Below are 19303 nucleotides of genomic sequence, written 5' to 3'. Positions count from 1 at the left end.
CATCAGCCCCAAGGTTTGAACCCGAACATCATGTAATCGCGCTGATAGGCCGTGCGCACGGCCTCCTCGACCTCTTCGTTGTAAATCTCGGCGAGGGTGATCGGCGAATCCTGCGGCTCCTCCTCGACCAGAGGCGGCAGCTTACCCAGCGCACCGGCGAGATGCGTGAGGTCTTCGGCAAGACTCTCTTCGCGCAACACCATGTCCGGCAAGGAGAAATCGGCGAAGCCCTTGATCACCTCGGATTGCGAAGCCCATGTGCCATCGACGCGGATCGAGGTCTGACCGTTCAGGTTGCCGCGCACGAAATCCGCGAATTTGATGAAAGCCTCACGATGCTGATCCCGGTCGTAGCCTGCATCCGGGCCACTGATCGGCAAAGGCAGCTTGTAGGTCGCCCGTAGGGTTTCGCGAATATCACCATAGGTCTGGCTACTGAGGTTCAGGATATACTGGCAAAACGTCCGGTGCAGCCGTTGCACCGGGTGCGAAATCACCGTGAAACTGCGGTGCCCCTTGTTCTGCCGCTTCCATTGACGCAGGGATTTCTGCGTGAACCCTTGCGTCAGTTCCTCAGGCGTCACCTTGTCGAGCGCGGCCATCCAGGCCTTCACCGCCGTCTCCGGCCCGCTGCGTACCGGCATGTAGAGCACGGGCGCCGCCTGCCCCGCCACATAGGTCGGCACCGCCGGATGCCGACGCGGCTCAAAATTCGGCGTGTTCGACAGGTTGAAATGGTCGATGTTCGACAGATCGGAGACCATTTCGGCGTAGTTCACCACCTTGTCTTCAAGCCGCGCGGGATTCTGAACCTTGGTCTTCTGATTGGTCTTCGCCCGCTCTTCGGTCACCCCAAGGAAACGCGCCAGACCATTCAGAACCTCGATGTCCTGAATATCCTCGTAATTGATGTAAAAGGCCGTCTGCCCCGTGGTCTGCAATGTGCGTTGCAAAAAAATCTGAAATTCCTTCAGTGCGTCGAGCATTTCCTGGAACTCGCGCCGCTCGAAACGTACCTTCGCCGATTTCGCATCTTTCAGATCGCCAAGCCGCCATTGCCCGGTCGCTCCGGCGATTTTACGCGACACATAACTCTCCAGTGGATTGCGCGTGAGAATGATCTTGGCGCAACGCGGGTCTTTCAGCACATGGGACAGGATGCGCGGATCGTGATCGTGGAAGAACCGAAAACCGGCAAGTCCCTCGGTCTCCGCACGCATCTTGCCCAGCAACACGGTCGGATCCGCCTCCCGCATCGCCATGGTGAAACCCAGCATTTCCTGTTGTTTCGACTGGCCGATGAAGGCCGGGTTGAACACCTCGCCCCAGCATTTCAGACCCGGATAGGAGTTGACGTTTTCCTCCAGAAAATTGGACCCGGTCCGCATCTCGGCGAAAATCACGAAATAGTCGAAAGGCTTGGCCATGTGTTTGTTTTACCAACGTTACTTTACAAGATAGGGCCGTTTATGTTCCCGCGTCCGCATGTCGGGTTCATTGCTCATTGGAAAATCGCCCATGAGATGCGGCTTCATCCCCTGGTTCTTGAGATTTTGCAGGAATTGCCCGAAGCCCGTCAGATCCCGCATTCGCGGCGCCTCCGTCAAACGACGGACATTGCGGGGACCGATCTCGTCGATGATCGCCTGCAAGGGCTCCATCTGGCTTTCGATGAAATCCGCCATGGTCCATATCCGCACCCGCGCTTTGATATGCTGAGATCGCAGAATCTCGATATGCTTGGCCTCGATCCTCTGCAGGCGCGCCGCTTCGCGACGAATCTCGGAAAAGCTCTTGTCCGAGCGGAACAGAGTGACCGCCCAGGCGCCGGAAATCACGGAAATCTGCGCATTGGGATCTGTGGCAATGAGCCAGTTGATCGCCTGATTGTCACGCGGACCGTACATGAAACATTGTCGCTCGCCCCGCGTATTCCAGATTAGCGAGGTGAGAAAACCACAGGGATTATAGTCGCGCAGAGCTGCGTGATTGGAAAGCGCGCCGGAAAAGACCTTTTGCCCGCCGGAAAACTCCACCTCATCCGGCGCGAAAAGATGGCCATGGACACGCGCACCTACGGCCCGCGACAGCCATTCGTCGAAATTCTCGAACAGGTCCGAGAAGCCTTCGAAAACCGAATAAGGCGCGCTGGTCTTGCCGTGTCCCTTGCCTTGGCCGGGCATCCGACTTTGCATGTAAAGCCCTTCGCGCCCCATGACACGCCGCTCCACCGCCTTTGAGAAAATCCGGTCGATCTTGCCCGGATTGGGCTCAGTCCCCTTCATCGGATTGCTGTCCAGATTGAGAAAGGTCGCATAAAGCCGTTCCGCCTTTGGCCAGATTTTGCGCGCCACAAAACAGTCGGAGCGCCGCAGAAGCTGCAAATGATCGTCGTAGAAAATATGCGGCTTGCCCTGATAATCGAATTTCGACAGCGTCAGAGAGCGGCTTTCGATATTGTTCGAGTAGAGCCGCACAAGGGTCTGGTAATAACTTTCGTCCGGAATCCAGACCCTTTTGAAATAGCCATCGTAGAGTTTGCGATCCGGGTCTTCGAGGATGGCGGACAGGGTCTGACGCGTCAGGCACCACCATTGCGATCCAAGATGCGGCACCAGGCCGTCGGGGATCTTGCGCTTGTAGCCGAGTGTGCGCTGGAGTGATACGTAGCGGTCGAACAACCGCCGTTGCTTTTTCCAGGAGAACGGAAAACGCAGGGTGAAGCGTTCGGCATCGAGCCCTCCAACGGTCCAGGGCACGTCCTCTGTTGTCACGCTTTCGATGAAATTCGTCATCGGCCGCGCGGCGAGGTAGCGTTTCAGGTCCTCAACCGGACGCAGCGGCAGGCAGGCACCGGACGACAGATAGACGTGACGCGCTTCCGGAAAGCGAGACAGCATCAATTCCGATGCATCCTGAGACGCCGCCACCAGAGACCACGTCCCCCATTCACAGGCATGACGTTTCGAAAACACCACATTGTCGAGATCGGAAAGACTGTCGACAAAAGGTTGATAAACCTCTTTCTTCACCCGCCGGTCGACATGGATCACCACCGGACAACCATGCGTCGCCCAGTGGCGTGCCACCTGTTCGGCCCGGTGCAACGCGGTATGAACCAACATCACGAACCCGACCGTCATGCCCAGTTCCCCTTGGACATGAGGCCCAGAATTTCAAGCTGACGCCAGTTGATGTATTTCTCGGACCAATTACACCAAAGCTCCGGATCGTCCTTGATCCGGTTGTGATAAGCGAGATATTCGCGAGACCCCGCGTAATGCTGGCGGCGTTTCAATTCCTCTTCGGTCTTCTGAACGAAGGTGTTGAGGAACTTCGCATGTAAAAGCGCACCAGAGGCCTTTTCCCCACCTTCCGTCTCATAGACGAAATTGAGCCCGCGTGGCAAAAGCATATGGGTCGAATGCATATAGGCATAATTGCGATGCCATTTGACCAACGGAATCTTGTTCAGCGACGGTGCGTTGAACGGATCGTCATTGAAGAACAGCCGCGCCCGCGGCCCGCCCTGAATCCAGAGATTGTGATACTCCGGGTTGGTCGAGATCATGTAATTACCGCTGTCGAACCATTCCGCGATCTCAAAAGGATTCTGCCCCTCGCGATAGGGCTGCGCGTCGATCGGTCCCTTCGGGTACATGTCGATCAGCATCGCGGAGAAACTGCGGAGGCCGGAATTGTCGAGCCAGTCCGTAAGCGCCGGAATCGGGCGGGTGTCGCAGAAGGGAAAGACGAGAAACTCGTCCACATCCACGGTCAGCGTCCAGTGGTCATGACAGTATTTCCGCGCAAGCCAGTTCATCCAATGCACACCGAACAGCGATTTGCGATAGCTCGCGGTGGTGTGCCAGATCGAAACGTCGTCTTGCCCGATAAGGAAATCGCGCGACCCGTCATCGCTGTCATTGTCGACGAACAGGAAATGGCTAACCCCCATACTCCTGTAATATTTGAGAAAATACGGAAGCCGGATGCGTTCGTTGCGCAGGGTGCATATGACGAGAATATCGTCCGGGCGAATACGGGACGTGTTGTTCTGAACAAGCGTTAGCTCCCGGCGCGCCCGAAAAGCTCGCCAGAGCGCCTGTTTGCGCCTTAGCCGCATCCTATATTGCAACAGCCTGCTCACCGATCAGCCTTAAATTTCCCGAGATCGACTATGACATGCGCCGATGATTTGACACGGTCTTAATCGTGTATTTTACGATCCAATCTACGGGTTTACGCCGAAAACGTAAACAATTCATACTGAATGGCAAAACTGTCTTTTTAGACTTTCCAATCGCCGCGGCTCATCAACCCCAACATTTCAAGTTGCCGCCAACCCTCATAGGCCACTGAAGATTCATGCCAAAGTGTAGGACCGGCAATCAGTTCATCGTAATATGCGCTGAACAAGTCGGGATCACTGAAATGTTGTCGCCGCTGCTTTTCTTCAGCAGATTTCTCCACCACGATCGACAGGAATTTCGTATGCAGAAGGACGCCCGACAAATGGACCTGCCCCGGGCCGTCGTAAGCCAGATTCAACTTCTGCGGCAGCATCGCATGGGTTGAATTGACGTAGGCGTAGCGCCAATGCCACTTCACAAGAGGCAGCTTGTTGAGTGTGGGCCCACGCCGACGATTACGGGCAAAGAAAACACGCTCCCGGACGCCCCCCTGAACCCACAGATTGTTTTTCGGCTTCTGTCGCTCACTTCGATAAGGGCCTGAATCGAAATAGCGCAAGATCTCAAGAGGATTCTGACCCGGCGCATATTCAACCTGATTGATGCCTTCTTTCGGGTAAAGTTCGAGCATCAAGGCCCCCATGGCCCGAACATTGATATCATCCAGAAATCGGGTCAGATCGCGCAGAGATTGAGTCTCATGGTGCGGATAAATCAGCAATTCATCGGCATCGAGAGTCAAACACCATTTTCCATGCGCGTAACGCATTTGCAGCCATGTGGTCCAATCGAGACCGAAACGCGCTTCCTTGTAGCTGGCCGACGTGGACCAGAGCGACACATCCGGTTGGTCGGCGAGCAGCTCCGATGTTGCGTCCGTGCTGTCGTTATCCACAAACAGGAAATGGCTCACTCCCAGACGACGGTAATGATCAAGGAAATACGGCAAGCGCACCGCCTCGTTACGGACAGTCGCGACACAGAGGATCGCATCCGATCCGATGGATGCGGTGCGATTCGCCACAACACGCAGCTCGTGTCGGGCACGAAACGCCCGCCACAGCAAATGCCGCCGCAACACACGCAACTTGTATCTCTGCCAAACCCGGCTCAAAATCGTCCCTTCCCCGAGGTTAAAAGCAAATTACGCGCTTTACCGGAAAACCGGAAACCCGGATGTACAAAAAGGGCCAAATGGCCCCTTTGTGTGTCATTTTTCGTAATGTCCGTTCTGATGCCATCGCCAGGCATCGCCGATCATTTGTGCCAGGTTCGACCTGTCCGGTCGCCAGCCCAGTTCCGTAATCGCGCGCTCAGAGCCCGACACCAGTTTCGTACAATCGCCGGGGCGCCGGCCGCCCTCGACATAGGGCACCTCCTGATTGGTCACCGCCCGCGAATGGTCGATCACCTCGCGCACGGAAAACCCCTTGCCGGTGCCGAGGTTGAATACCCGGCTGCCCTTGCCGTCCTCAAGCCATTTCAGCCCGAGAACATGCGCATCCACCAAATCGCAAACATGGACGTAATCGCGGATACAGGTGCCGTCCGGCGTGTCGTAATCCGTGCCGAAAATCGTCAGAGCCGCCCGTTTGCCGGAAATCGCGTCAAGCATCAGCGGGATGAGATGCGTTTCGGGCTGGTGGAACTCGCCCACCTCGGCCTCGGGATCGCCTCCCGCAACATTGAAATACCGGAAGATCACCGAATTGAGACCGTAGGCCTGTTCGAAATTCTCAAGGATGTCCTCGATCGCACGTTTCGAGGCGCCATAGGAGTTGATCGGCAACTGTACGGAGTCCTCGTCCAGCACCACATTGTCCTGATCGCCATAGGTCGCACAGGTCGAGGAAAACACGAAATTCATGCACCCCGCCGCCACCGCCGCTTCGATCAGCGTCAGAGACCCTATGACATTGTTGCGCCAATACTTGCCAGGATCCTTCATGCTTTCACCGACCTGCGAGAAAGCGGCGAAATGCATCACGGCAACGGGTTGGTATTTGGCAAACACCTGATCGAGACGGACGCGGTCCAGAAGATCGCCCTGCTCAAAGGGACCGAACTTCACCGCGTCTTCCCAACCCGTCGACAAATTGTCGAATGTCACGGGAACATAACCGGCGGCCCGCAGCGCCTTACAGGCGTGCGAACCGATATAACCGGCTCCGCCGGTCACGATCACGTTTCTGGTCATGTAAAACCCTTACTGTGCAGCCGCCCGGACTGCCGACAACTCGTCGAGATATTCCTGAAGCTCATCGCGCAGATCGTCGCGCGACAGGCCAAAGGCAATCGTCGCCTGCAAGAAACCGGCCTTGGACCCGCAATCGAAACGCTGACCGGAGAAGCGATACCCATAAACGCCGCGTTCGGTCTCGATCTCGTCCGCAATTGCGTCGGTAAGCTGAATCTCCCCGCCAGCACCGGATTTCATCTGGTTCAGGTTCTTCATCACTGCCGGGTCAAGGATGTAACGACCGATCACCGCCAGGTTGGACGGTTCTGTCCCCGGCGCGGGCTTTTCGACCATACCTTTGACCGACACGGTATCGCCCATGTCTTCCTTGACGTCGAGCACACCGTAAGCAGACACCTTGTCCGCCGGCACTTCCATTGCAGCAACCATCGAGCCGCCGAGATTCTCATAGGCTTCGACCATCTGTTGCAGACAGGGTTTCTCCGCCGCGATCACGTCGTCGGGCAGGATGACCGCAAAAGGCTCTTTCGGGTCGAGCAAACGACGCGCGCACCATACGGCATGGCCCAGACCCAGTGCCTTGTGCTGACGGATATAGGCAATTGCCCCGCTGTCCATGTTGGTGGACTTCAAAGATTCGAGCAGCTTGTCCTTGCCCTTCTTGCGCAATTCCTGCTCCAGAATCGGAGCGTGATCGAAATAGTCCTCAAGCGCGCCTTTGCCGCGCGAGGTGACGAAGATGAATTCCTTGATCCCGGCCGCACGCGCCTCGTCAATCGCATATTGAATCAAAGGACGATCGACCAAGGTCATGATTTCCTTCGGGATTGATTTGGTCGCCGGCAAAAACCGCGTCCCAAGACCAGCCACCGGGAAAATCGCTTTGGTCACTTTCCGTGTCATCTTCTCTCCTTTGGCTCTTACGCGCGAGCCATTCAAATTTCTTACACACGCCCTGACCTTAAGCCCTGAAATGCCAAAGGTCAGCACCATGCGTCAGCATTCACACAGGAATACTACAGATTTGCAACCCCGCCCGCTTTCCCCGAAAGGGGTGATGAATTTTTGAGCAAATTATTGCCCGTTACATGTGTCAGGACACTGTCAGGCAACCTTCATCTCTGCCAGCATCGTCTCAATACGGGGCACATCCTCGGGGTTATTCAACTCCCAGAACTGCCGCCCCCGTGCCTCGACCTCGACACAGAGCACAGGGCGTTCCTGCTCAAGGAAACGTAACTGTTCCAGCCCTTCGAGACGTTCCAGAGGGCCCATTGGCCATTTCGGATAGGCACCCAGCGCAGAGGGGCGATAGGCATAGACCCCCACATGGTGAAACACCGGGGTCGCGTCCGTATCCGCATAGCTCTCGGAGGTGTAGGGAATCACCTCCTTCGAGAAATAGAGCGCCTTGTGATCCGATCCGAACACAGCGGTGGTGCCACCGACCCGGCCCGCGCGGCGGTCCTCAAGAAAGCCGTTCAGCGCCCGCCCGTCGCAGCGCAGCACAGGTGTCGCCACCTCGGCAGTCGGATGTGCGCAGAGCCCCGCAACCAAATCCTCGATAAACCATGCAGGCGTCAGCGGCGCGTCGCCCTGTAGGTTGACGATGATGTCGTAACCGCCGCCGAGGTTTTCCAGCGCTTCCGCACAGCGCTCCGTACCGTTGGCGCAGGTCTCGGAGGTCATCACCACCTCGGCCCCGAAAGCCTCGGACGCCGCCTGAATGCGCGCGTCATCGGTTGCAACCACAACCCGGTCCACACCTTTGGCGGCCACTGCGGCCTCCCAACTGCGCCGGATCAAGGATTTTTTCTCCCCGGTTGCCCCGGTCAGCTCGACAAGCGGCTTTCCAGGATAGCGGGTGGAAGCGAAACGGGCGGGGATAACGATGAGAACGGACATTCAGGCGTCTTTCAGCTCAACGCCCGGCGCATAGGCGATGAAGAACGGGTTGGCATAATCCGGTTTGCCATAAGTCAGCGGCGTGTGATCGTCGAACCGCACGACATCGCCGCCCGCGCCAAGCAACACGGCATGACCAGCGGCGGTGTCCCATTCCATGGTGCGCCCGACACGCGGATAGAGATCGGCCTCGCCGGTCGCGACAAGACAGAACTTGAGCGAAGACCCTGCGGATTTGCTGTCCTTCGCCTTGTATTTAGCAAGGTAATCCTCGGTCGCCTGATCCCGGTGAGATTTCGAGGCCACGATCATCAGCGCCTCATTGTCCGGTGTCGAGACAGAGATTTTTTTCATCTCGCCGGGCGTGTCAGGAACAAACGGCCCGATTTCCTCATAGGATTGACCGGACGCATCCGTGATGAACAGACGGTCGCGGGCCGGTGCATAAACCACACCTCGCAGGGGGACGCCTTTTTCGACATAGGCGATATTCACGGTGAAATCGCCCCGGCGCTTGATGAATTCCTTGGTGCCGTCGAGCGGGTCGACAATCAGGAACGTATCCGCTTTGAGATTATGCGAGGCGGCTTGTTCTTCCGTGATCAGCGCCACATCGGGAAAGACGGCGCGCAAACCGGCTGAAATCAGTGCATCGGCAGCCTCGTCGGCCTCGGTCACGGGGCTTTCATCGGATTTGGTTTTGACCTCGAAATCGTCCGCATTGTAGATTTCCATGATCTTTTCGCCGGCCTCGATAGCCAGCCGGCGCATCACCGGGACGAGTTTGTCGAGATCCATATCCTGCTCCTGTCTGACATCACACTCGTTTTCGTTGAAAGAAAACGGCAAGAACCTTATGCTATGCACTTATGGGAACGGCAAGAATTCCCTGCTAGGCGGGCATGATTCCAACACAGGACCCTACCGATGTTTCACTATTCCAAACGCCAAAGCGGGTTTTCCGCCGCCCTGACGGTTCTGCGGCTGATTTTTGTGAATACGGTGCGCCATGTCCGCAAGACCAATGGTAATCCCTTGATCGGTCTGTTGCTGAGTGTGTCTCAGGCCATGGTCCTCGTGCTCGTGTTCACTTTCATGTACTCGATCCTCGGAGTCCGTGGCGTAGCGATCCGGGGGGATTTCATCCTCTACATCATGTCCGGGATATTTCTCTTCCTAACACATAACAAGGCCCTGATGGCCGTCGCAGGGTCCGAGACCGCAACCTCTCCGATGATGCAGCACGCGCCGATGAACACCGCCATCGCGATTTTCTCCGCGGCTCTGAGCGTGCTCTACATTCAGGTGCTCTCGGTCACTGTCATCTTGTTCGGATATTCCCTTGGCTGGGGCACCGTAACCTTTGAAAACATAGCCGGGGCATTCAGCATGTTGCTTCTGGCATGGGCCTCGGGCGCCGCAATCGGCATGGTCTTTCTGGCCGCAAAACCCTGGGCGCCAGGCCTCATCCAGATCGTTCAACAGATTTACACCCGCGCCAACATGTTCACCTCGGGCAAGATGTTCGTGGCCAACCAGACGCCCAATTACATGCTCGCCATGTTCACTTGGAACCCGCTGTTTCACTCCATCGATCAGGCACGCGGCTTTACCTTCGTCAATTACAATCCGCACAAAAGCTCTGTCGTCTACCCGATCGTCTTTACCCTGGTTTTCCTGACCATCGGACTTCTGGCCGAATTCTTCACCCGCAAACGCGTTTCGTTGAGCTGGGGGCGCTAAAGCGCCTCACGTCACCACTCGGAGCGTCAGGTTGATCCGCCCTCCACGGGGCAAAAGCATACTGCTTCCTGCTTTGATCCTGTCGACCCCGTGATACAGCAGGCGCGCCTCAGCCCCCATTACAAGCACATCACCCGAACTGAGCCAGACGCTTTCCGTCCTGCCCCCACGGGTCAGATTGCCAACACGGAACAATGCCTCGTCCCCAAGCGAAATTGACACCACCGGCTGATCGAAATCTGCCTCGTCGCGGTCCTGATGCATCCCCATCTTCGCTCCCGCATCATAGAAGTTGATCAGACAGCATTCGGGCATCCGCTCCGTCCCCGACACCATACGCCAAACCTCAAGCGCGATCTCCGGGATCGCGGGCCAGGGAATACCAGCCGGATGCGTTTCGCTGTAGCGATAGCCTTGGCGATCGGACACCCAGCCGAATCGCCCCGCCGAGGTCATCCGTACCGACATCTGTTTTCCGGACGATGTGACCGGGTGAAACAGGGGCGCTGCCCGCACCACATCACGCAGCCCCTCGACCAGATGCCGTTGTTCCTCCGGTCCGATCAGACCGCGAAACAACTTCATCCCCCGCAAATCCAATGGCTGCTGCACCTGCATCCCCGCCTTCCCTCGCCCTTCCTCCGGTAATGATTCGATTTTTCCACACCTGAACCCCTTTGCACAACTTGCAGGCACGAAAACCCATCCTTATATACGCCCAGAAGCCTTGATCGGACTGGTCATCAGACCTGATTGTCAGCCCGGTCAAAATCACTGGGATCGACGGCGGACGCCGCAATGGGTCCAACGTCACAACATCGCCTAAGAGAGGATTTTGAGCATGGCCAAAGTCATCGGTATCGACCTCGGGACCACCAACTCCTGCGTTGCCATCATGGATGGTTCGCAGCCGCGTGTGATCGAGAACTCCGAAGGGGCGCGTACCACGCCCTCCATCGTCGGTTTCACCGACAGTGAACGCCTCGTCGGCCAAGCGGCCAAACGTCAGGCTGTCACCAACCCCGAAAACACGATTTTCGCGGTTAAACGCCTGATCGGCCGTCGCATGGGCGACGAAGCCGTCGAAAAAGACAAGAAACTCGTCCCCTACGCCATTGTCGATGGCGGCAATGGCGATGCATGGGTGGAAGTGCGCGGCGAGAAATATTCGCCCTCGCAAATCTCCGCCTTCATTCTCGGCAAGATGAAAGAGACCGCCGAGTCCTACCTCGGTGAGGAAGTGACGCAGGCCGTCATCACCGTTCCGGCCTATTTCAACGACGCTCAGCGTCAGGCCACCAAGGACGCCGGCAAGATCGCGGGCCTCGAAGTGCTCCGCATCATCAACGAGCCGACCGCAGCCGCGCTGGCCTATGGTCTCGATAAGGAAGACACCAAAACCATCGCCGTTTATGACCTCGGCGGCGGCACCTTCGACGTGACCATCCTCGAACTGGGTGACGGCGTGTTCGAAGTGCAGGCCACCAACGGCGACACCTTCCTCGGTGGGGAAGACTTCGACATGCGCATCGTGCACTACCTTGCAGAGGAGTTCAAAAAAGAGCATGGCGTCGACCTGACTAAGGACAAGATGGCACTTCAGCGTCTGAAAGAGGCTGCCGAGAAAGCGAAAATCGAGCTGTCTTCTTCGTCGCAGACCGAGATCAACCAGCCGTTCATCTCGATGGACCCGAACTCCGGCACTCCGCTTCACCTCGTGGTCAAACTGACCCGGGCGAAACTTGAAAGCCTCGTGTCCGATCTGATCAAACGCTCTATGGATCCGTGCAAAGCGGCTCTGAAAGACGCGGGCCTCACCACCTCCGACATCGACGAAGTCGTGCTCGTCGGTGGTATGACCCGTATGCCGAAAGTCATCGAAGAGGTGACCAAGTTCTTCGGCAAGGAGCCGCACAAGGGTGTGAACCCGGACGAAGTTGTGGCCATGGGCGCCGCCATTCAGGCCGGTGTTCTGCAAGGTGACGTGAAAGACGTTCTGCTGCTCGACGTGACCCCGCTCAGCCTTGGCATCGAAACGCTCGGTGGCGTGTTTACCCGTCTGATCGACCGCAACACGACCATCCCGACCAAGAAGTCGCAGATTTTCTCCACGGCTGAGGACAACCAGTCCGCCGTGACGCTTCGCGTCTTCCAGGGTGAGCGTGAAATGGCTGCAGACAACAAGCTGCTCGGCCAGTTCAACCTCGAAGGCATCCCGCCGGCACCGCGTGGCATGCCGCAGATCGAGGTGACCTTCGACATCAACGCCGACGGTATCGTCGAAGTGGGTGCGAAGGACAAAGGCACCGGCAAGGAGCAGAAGATCACGATCCAGGCCTCCGGCGGTCTCTCTGACGAGGACATCGAAAAGATGGTCAAGGACGCCGAGGCGAATGCCGAAGCCGACAAGGCCCGCAAGGAACTGGTCGAAGCGAAGAACCAGGCCGAGAGCCTCATCCACTCGACCGAGAAATCCATCGAGGAGCATGGCGACAAGGTGGACCCGACCACCATCGAAGCCATCGAACTGGCAATCGCCGCGCTCAAGGATCAGCTCGAAACCGAGAATCCGGACAAAATCCGCTCCGGCATCCAGAACGTGACCGACGCGGCCATGAAACTCGGCGAGGCCATCTACAAGGCCGAGCAGGAGAAAGCCGGAAACGGCGAATCCGACATGGATGATGTCGATGCCGGTCCGTCTTCCGTCGATGACGACATTGTCGATGCCGACTTCGAAGACCTCGACAACGACAAACGTTCGTAAACCGTAATCGCGGACACGATCGACCGGTCCGGCACCCCGGGCCGGTCATCGCGTTCCAAAAGGAGTAAAATCCATGGCAAAACGCGATTATTACGAGGTACTTGGCGTTAGCAAAGGTGCCGATGCCGCGGAACTCAAGAAAGCCTATCGCAAGAAAGCGATGGAATTTCACCCCGACCGCAACAAGGACAACCCCGATGCGGAAGCCAAGTTCAAGGAAGTGAACGAGGCCTACGACACGCTCAAGGATCCCGACAAGAAAGCCGCCTATGACCGCTTCGGTCACGCGGCCTTCGAGCAGGGTGGCATGGGCGGTGGGCGCCCCGGTGGCGGTTTCGGCGGCGGTCAGGGCGATTTCGCCTCGGCTTTCTCCGACGTGTTCGACGACCTGTTCGGCGATTTCATGGGGGGACCGCGCGGTGGCGGTGCCCGGTCGCGCGCACAACGCGGCTCGGACCTGCGCTACGACATGCGTGTCACCCTGGAAGAGGCCTATAAGGGCGCGCAAAAGACCATCAACGTGCCCACCTCCGTAGCCTGTGACAGTTGTCACGGCACCGGGGCAGCGAATGGTGCGGAGCCGCAAACCTGTCCGTCCTGTTCGGGCATGGGCAAGGTCCGCGCACAGCAGGGTTTCTTCACGGTCGAACGCACCTGCCCGGCCTGTGGCGGTTTGGGACAGATCATCAAGGATCCCTGCCCCGATTGTCACGGCGCGGGTCGTGTGGAGAAAGAGCGCTCCCTGTCGGTGAATATTCCGGCAGGCGTCGAAACCGGCACGCGCATTCGTCTTGCCGGAGAAGGCGAAGCGGGGCTGCGCGGCGGTCCAACGGGCGATCTCTACATCTTTATCGAGGTGCGTCCGCATCCGATCTTCGAGCGTGAAGGCATAAACTTGCATTGCACCGTGCCGGTCTCCATGGCCACGGCGGCGCTTGGCGGCGACATCGAGGTTCCGACCATCGACGGCGGGCGGTCGCGGGTGAAAATCCCGGCTGGCAGCCAATCGGGCCGCCAGATGCGCCTGCGTGGCAAGGGCATGCCTGCGCTGCGTGGCGGTGGACAGGGTGACATGTTCATCGAGCTTGCGGTCGAAACGCCCGTGAACCTCACCTCGAAGCAGAAAGAACTGCTTCAGGAGTTCGAGAAACTCGCCGAGGACAACAACCCGGAAAGCTCGTCCTTCTTCAAGAAGGTCAAGAATTTCTGGGACGATATGACCAGTTAAGATCATGAGACAGGGCGCTTCGGCGCCCTTTCTTAATGCCCATTAACTTCTTTTTCAGCGAATCGGGGCATGGATTCTCTCATGACCACACCCGTAGCCCCTTCCGCATTTCGGGAAATGCCCGACTGGCTCTTCGATCTCGAAGAGGCCCGGCCGGTTGCGCTTCCCTCGCGCCCGCCCAGCTATTTGCGCAATCACCGCAAGCATTTGCAGGAGCGTTTCTTCGAGGGTGGCGCTCAGGCAATGCCGGATTACGAGCTTCTGGAGCTCATTCTCTACCGCGCCCTGCCCCGCGCCGATGTCAAACCCATCGCCAGCGCGCTCATCGAGCACTTCGGCGATTACAACCGCGTCATCTCCGCCCCGATCCCGCGTCTCATTGAGCTCGAAGGCGTCGATCTCTCGGTCGCACAGGAGCTTAAAATCGTCGAAGCCGCAGCTCATCGGCTGGCCCGCGCCCGCGTCATGCAACGTCCGGTGATTTCAAGCTGGGATGCGGTCATCGACTATTGCCACACCACCATGGCACATCGTGAAACCGAACAGTTCCGCATACTCTATCTGGATCGCAAGAACATCCTGATCGCCGATGAGGAACAGGCCCGTGGCACGGTCGATCACGTCCCGGTCTATCCGCGCGAGGTGGTGAAACGGGCGCTGGAATTGAACGCCTCCGCACTGATCCTTGTCCACAATCACCCGTCCGGCGATCCGACACCGTCGGATGCGGACATCAGCATGACAAACCAGATCCGCGATGCGGCGGAGGCGCTGGACATTCAACTCCACGATCATCTGATCATCGGTAAATCTGTCGAACTGAGCTTTCGCGGCTCCGGTTATCTCTGATCCCGCACCCAGACCTCGACACGACGGTTGAGCGAGCGCCCCCAGCCAATGTCGTCACAGGCCAGAGGCATGGCTTCACCATACCCTTCCGCCACCATCAGCATCCGCTCGGGCTCGTACGCTTCGCCCAGCGCCTGACGCACGGCGCGCAAGACCGTTTCCGCACGACGTTTCGAGAGCGTCCGGTTCACGTCAGCCGCCCCCTGCCCATCGGAAAATCCGGCAAAAATCAATGATCGCCCCTCAAAGACACCGGCCTCCAGAAGTTCGGCCAGAAGATGCACGTTGGACCGCGATTGCGCATCCAACGTCGTTGATCCACCCTCGAAGCGGAACCCGAGTGTGAGCCGTTTTGCGCCCTGCAAGCTCCGGGTCACATCCTGCAAATCCTTGAGAGTAACCTCCTCACCGGCATGGGTGATGGCATTGGCAAAGCGACGTCCCTGATCGCGGAAAAACAGCTCATCGACCCCTTGGTCGACGAAATCTGTGCGAGCCACCACGATCTGAGCGGCAGGCGAGCGCGCGAAGGCCAGAAACTCACGCGCCAGCACCGGAAGACGATGCGCAGGCGTATAGAGAAAGACCGGGCGGGTCAGGGGATAATCCTCCGTCTTGATGTCCGCTGGCGCGGCCTCCGCCTCGAAACCACAAGCACCGCTGAGCCCGAGTGCTTTCACCGCACCCCCCTCTGACATACGCCCGAGACCAATCGCATAAGGGTCCTGCTCCACCGCACTCACGAGGCTGTCGTAGCTGTCGTGCAATTTCACCAAACCCTCGGGCACATCCACCCCATGACCAAGGATCAACCGCCGAAACTCGCTGCCTTCGCGCAGATCGTCACGCATCAGATGCGGCACGACCGGCGCGTCTCCGCCGCCCAGCTCCTGCCAATTGGTGATGTTGCCCGTGAAAATCCCGGCCAGATCGGCAAGCGAGAGACGCCCGATGCGGTTGGATCGCGACACCACCGGGATCAGCGCATCCAGGGCCACCACCCGGGCACGCAACGGGTCGGACAGATCGCCGACACCGGCGTCAAAGGCCAACACCATTTCGCTTGGCGTGACCTTGTGCAGAGAGAGGACAATATCCGTGTTTTCCGCCACCAGATCGGCAAAGCCTTCGGAACTGGAAGTCTCCGACAGAAGAAACTCCCCAACGATCAGATCGTTTTCCACATCGCTCAGCACAATGGAGGTCAGCCCAGCCTCGGGGGTGCTGGTGGCCACGGTATAACCATTGCGCATGGCGAAAGCTGTCACCAGAGCAGGCAAAAGCGTGTGCATACCCTGAGCGTCGCCGGACATCCGAACCTGCGCATAATAGCCATCGAGATCGGGACAGCCCGGCCCTTCGCAGCGCACACCGGAACTATCGACGGTCAATACACCAAGATCGGTGTCCACCCGATAGAATTCACCATCGAAACTCAGGAACATGCCACTGATTGCAATCGACCCGTCTCGGGACAGGAGATTGACATCCTGCGCCACGGCGGGACGCGTGAGCGAAAAACACGCAAGCAGGCCGAGCGCGGCAAATTTCAACATGGGCGAGCCTCTGCGCTTTGAACCGGTGGGAAAAACTACCGCGCTCCAAGATGTTCAACAAGCAATGAAAAAGGCCCGCACTTTCGCGCGGGCCAGTATTTTCAGGATCAAACAGCACCGTGGCAATGTTTGAATTTCTTGCCGGAACCGCAAGGACAGAGATCGTTGCGCCCCGGATTGCCCCAGGTCGAAGGATCGTTTTCGTCGAACCCCGGAACGGCATTCGGATGCCCTTCTTCCGGCTCATCCACCGGCTGTGGCATCGCGCCGGCGGCCAGCGCCGCCTGTTGTTCCATAAGCTGTTGCAGCATGGCGTTACGCTCTTCCTCCGTCATCGGACGCACACGGGAAAGCTTTTGCGTCACTTCGCTGCGCAGACTGTCGAGCATGCTTTCAAACAACTGGAAGCTCTCGTTCTTGTACTCGTTGAGCGGATCACGCTGTGCATAGCCACGGAACCCGACCACGGAGCGCAGATGTTCGAGCGTCAGAAGGTGTTCGCGCCATTTGCTGTCAATCGTGTTCAGCAGGAACTGTTTCTCGATCTGACGCATCTGCTCCGGACCGAAAGCCGCCTCCTTCTCCGCCATCATCTTGTCGGAGGTCTCGGAAATTCGCTCAATGATCACCTCGTCATCGACACCCTCTTCCTCGGCCCAGTCCTTGATCGGCAGATCCATGTTGAGCATTTCGACGACGCTGTTGTGCAACCGCTCGACGTCCCACTGATCCGGATAGGATTTCGGCGGGATTGCGGCCTCCACCAGATCCTCGATCACCTCGTGACGCATGTCCTCGACGATTTCGTTGACGTTCTCCGATTCCATGATGTCACGCCGCTGGGAGAAGACCACCTTGCGCTGATCGTTCATCACGTCGTCGAATTTCAGGAGCTGTTTACGGATATCGAAGTTGCGGCCTTCGACCTTCGCCTGCGCCTTTTCCAGCGATTTGTTGACCCAAGGGTGAACGATGGCCTCGCCCTCTTTCATCCCAAGCGACGACAGCATCTTGTCGAGCCGTTCGGAACCGAAAATCCGCATCAGGTCATCTTCCAGAGACAGGAAGAACAGGGAACGTCCCGGATCGCCCTGACGGCCGGAACGACCGCGCAACTGGTTGTCGATACGTCGGCTCTCGTGACGTTCGGTGGCCAGAACGTAGAGGCCGCCCGCCTCAAGCACACGTTTCTCTTCCTCGGCATGTTCTGCCTCAATCCGCGCCCGAATCTCATCGGGCTCGGCCTCGGGATTGGCGGCAATGGCTTCCATGACCTTCATCTCGACATTGCCGCCGAGTTTGATGTCAGTGCCGCGCCCGGCCATGTTCGTGGCGATGGTCACCGCGCCGAATTTGCCGGCGTCGGCGACGATCTGGGCCTCCTGTTCGTGGTGACGGGCGTTGAGCACATTGTGCTTGACGCCTTCACGGGTGAGGAGTTGCGATAATTGCTCGGATTTCTCGATGGATGTGGTGCCGACCAGAACCGGTTGGCCTTTTTCATGGGCTTCCTTGATCGACTCGACAACGGCGGCGAGTTTCTCTGCCTCTGTCCGATAAACGCGATCATGTTCGTCGATCCGCGCAATCGGACGGTTGGTCGGCACTTCGACCACACCCAGCTTGTAGATCTCCATGAATTCCTCGGCCTCTGTGGCCGCCGTACCGGTCATACCGGAGAGTTTTTCATAGAGGCGGAAATAGTTCTGAAAAGTCACCGAGGCCATGGTGATATTCTCAGGCTTGATCTCAAGCCCTTCCTTGGCCTCGATCGCCTGGTGCAGACCCTCAGAGAGACGACGGCCCGACATCATCCGGCCGGTGAATTCGTCGATCAGCATCGCCTCGCCGTTGCGCACGATGTAATGCACGCCGTTCTGGAACAGCTTGTGCGCGCGCAGGCCCTGGTTGACATGGTGCACGATGGTGGTGCTTTCCGGGTCGTAAAGCGTCTGCCCCTCGGGCAGGAACCCCGCCTCGTGCAGACGTTTTTCGAGATATTCATTGCCCTCTTCGGTGAAAGTCACCTGTCGGGTTTTCTCGTCGATCTCGTAATGATCTTCAGTCAGTTCCGGGATCAACTTGTCAATGGCCATGTAAAGCTCGGACCGGTCGTCCGACGGGCCCGAGATGATCAGCGGCGTGCGCGCCTCGTCGATCAGGATAGAGTCCACCTCGTCGACGATGGCGAAATGATGCCCGCGCTGGACCATGTCCTTGAGCTCGGATTTCATGTTGTCGCGCAGGTAATCGAAGCCCAGCTCGTTGTTCGTCGCATAGGTCACGTCACAGGCATAGGCCGCGCGTTTCTCATCCTCAGGCTGCTGGCTGTAGATCGAGGAACAGGTCATGCCCAGTGCCTCGAACACATTGGTCATCCAGTCGGCGTCGCGTTTGGCAAGGTATTCGTTGACCGTCACCACATGGACGCCCTTCCCGGTCAGGGCGTTCAGATAGGACGGAAAAGTCGCAACGAGCGTCTTGCCCTCACCGGTTTTCATTTCGGCGATATTGCCCTGATGCAAAAAGATACCGCCCATGAGCTGCGTATCAAACGCCCTCAGGCCAAGAGCACGACGCGCTGCCTCACGACAGTTGGCGAAGGCTTCGGGCAGAAGCGCATCGAGGCTTTCGCCCTCGGCCACCCGTTTCCTGAATTCTTCCGTTTTTGCGATCAGACCCGCGTCGTCGAGTTTCTCGAACTCCGGCTCCAGCGCGTTGATCTTGGCCACGAGAGGTCGGGTCGCCTTGATCTTGCGATCGTTGGGGGTCCCGAAAACCTTTTTCGCGAGTGTACCGATGCCCAGCATATTTTCTCCGCTCGATGCGTCCTGACAGGATCGTGTGAGAGGAGGGATTGCC

Annotated in this window: 15 protein-coding genes; 4 read left to right on the top strand and 11 right to left on the bottom strand. The window is 57.9% G+C overall.

The window, feature by feature from the left end:
* Positions 1 to 2 precede the first annotated feature (2 nt).
* The 8 genes from C8N42_RS14280 to cysQ form a co-directional block, all read right to left on the bottom strand.
* A complete protein-coding gene (locus tag C8N42_RS14280; RefSeq protein ID WP_107817247.1) occupies positions 3 to 1427 on the bottom strand; it encodes a nodulation protein NodH in 1425 nt (474 codons plus the stop codon).
* Positions 1428 to 1445: 18 nt separating this feature from the next.
* Complete coding sequence (locus tag C8N42_RS14275) at positions 1446 to 3143, bottom strand: DUF5927 domain-containing protein (protein WP_107817246.1); 1698 nt, start codon at positions 3141 to 3143, stop codon at positions 1446 to 1448.
* A complete protein-coding gene (locus C8N42_RS14270; protein WP_107817245.1) occupies positions 3140 to 4126 on the bottom strand; it encodes a glycosyltransferase family 2 protein in 987 nt (328 codons plus the stop codon). Before C8N42_RS14270 ends, C8N42_RS14275 begins: the two co-directional genes overlap by 4 nt.
* A 164-nt stretch (positions 4127 to 4290) precedes the next feature.
* Positions 4291 to 5217, bottom strand: a complete 927-nt coding sequence (locus C8N42_RS14265; RefSeq protein ID WP_342747974.1) for a glycosyltransferase family 2 protein — start codon at positions 5215 to 5217, stop codon at positions 4291 to 4293.
* 186 nt (positions 5218 to 5403) lie between these two features.
* Positions 5404 to 6390: a UDP-glucose 4-epimerase GalE gene (gene galE, locus C8N42_RS14260; RefSeq protein ID WP_107817243.1), complete on the bottom strand. Its 987-nt coding sequence runs from the start codon at positions 6388 to 6390 to the stop codon at positions 5404 to 5406.
* Between the two features lie 9 nt (positions 6391 to 6399).
* Entirely contained in the window at positions 6400 to 7296 is an 897-nt protein-coding gene (gene galU, locus C8N42_RS14255; protein ID WP_107817242.1) for a UTP--glucose-1-phosphate uridylyltransferase GalU, read from the bottom strand.
* Positions 7297 to 7497: 201 nt separating this feature from the next.
* On the bottom strand, positions 7498 to 8298 hold the full coding sequence (locus C8N42_RS14250; protein ID WP_107817241.1) for a 3-deoxy-manno-octulosonate cytidylyltransferase: 801 nt from the start codon (positions 8296 to 8298) through the stop codon (positions 7498 to 7500).
* Positions 8299 to 9096: a 3'(2'),5'-bisphosphate nucleotidase CysQ gene (gene cysQ, locus C8N42_RS14245; protein ID WP_107817240.1), complete on the bottom strand. Its 798-nt coding sequence runs from the start codon at positions 9094 to 9096 to the stop codon at positions 8299 to 8301. It lies immediately after the preceding gene.
* A gap of 129 nt (positions 9097 to 9225) precedes the next feature.
* Here cysQ and C8N42_RS14240 point away from each other — a divergent pair, with 129 nt between their 5' ends.
* Positions 9226 to 10041 (top strand): ABC transporter permease, encoded by an 816-nt coding sequence (locus C8N42_RS14240; RefSeq protein ID WP_107817239.1) that lies wholly within the window; start codon positions 9226 to 9228, stop codon positions 10039 to 10041.
* 6 nt (positions 10042 to 10047) lie between these two features.
* Here C8N42_RS14240 and C8N42_RS14235 read toward each other — a convergent pair whose 3' ends face one another.
* Positions 10048 to 10626 carry an alpha-ketoglutarate-dependent dioxygenase AlkB family protein gene (locus C8N42_RS14235; RefSeq protein WP_425430527.1) on the bottom strand — a complete coding sequence of 193 codons (579 nt, stop codon included), beginning with the start codon at positions 10624 to 10626 and terminating at the stop codon, positions 10048 to 10050.
* Positions 10627 to 10882: 256 nt separating this feature from the next.
* On the opposite strand from C8N42_RS14235, the gene dnaK reads away from it, so the two are divergent.
* From dnaK to radC, 3 genes are all read left to right on the top strand, one after another.
* Positions 10883 to 12808: a molecular chaperone DnaK gene (dnaK, locus tag C8N42_RS14230; RefSeq protein ID WP_107817237.1), complete on the top strand. Its 1926-nt coding sequence runs from the start codon at positions 10883 to 10885 to the stop codon at positions 12806 to 12808.
* A 73-nt stretch (positions 12809 to 12881) separates the two neighbouring features.
* On the top strand, positions 12882 to 14036 hold the full coding sequence (dnaJ, locus tag C8N42_RS14225) for a molecular chaperone DnaJ (protein WP_107817236.1): 1155 nt from the start codon (positions 12882 to 12884) through the stop codon (positions 14034 to 14036).
* An 81-nt stretch (positions 14037 to 14117) separates the two neighbouring features.
* Positions 14118 to 14885, top strand: a complete 768-nt coding sequence (radC, locus tag C8N42_RS14220) for a RadC family protein (RefSeq protein ID WP_107817271.1) — start codon at positions 14118 to 14120, stop codon at positions 14883 to 14885.
* Here the strand turns inward: radC and C8N42_RS14215 are convergent.
* Positions 14876 to 16441: a phosphate ABC transporter substrate-binding/OmpA family protein gene (locus tag C8N42_RS14215; protein WP_107817235.1), complete on the bottom strand. Its 1566-nt coding sequence runs from the start codon at positions 16439 to 16441 to the stop codon at positions 14876 to 14878. The two genes, radC and C8N42_RS14215, sit on opposite strands and share 10 nt — an antisense overlap.
* A gap of 107 nt (positions 16442 to 16548) precedes the next feature.
* Positions 16549 to 19251 (bottom strand): preprotein translocase subunit SecA, encoded by a 2703-nt coding sequence (secA, locus tag C8N42_RS14210; RefSeq protein WP_107817234.1) that lies wholly within the window; start codon positions 19249 to 19251, stop codon positions 16549 to 16551.
* Between the last annotated feature and the right edge of the window lie 52 nt (positions 19252 to 19303).

Origin of the sequence: Celeribacter persicus, assembly GCF_003050785.1 — a bacterium.
Taxonomy (GTDB): domain Bacteria; phylum Pseudomonadota; class Alphaproteobacteria; order Rhodobacterales; family Rhodobacteraceae; genus Celeribacter; species Celeribacter persicus.
The sequence above is the reverse complement of the archived record's forward strand: the minus strand, read 5'-3'. Positions and strand labels throughout refer to the sequence as shown.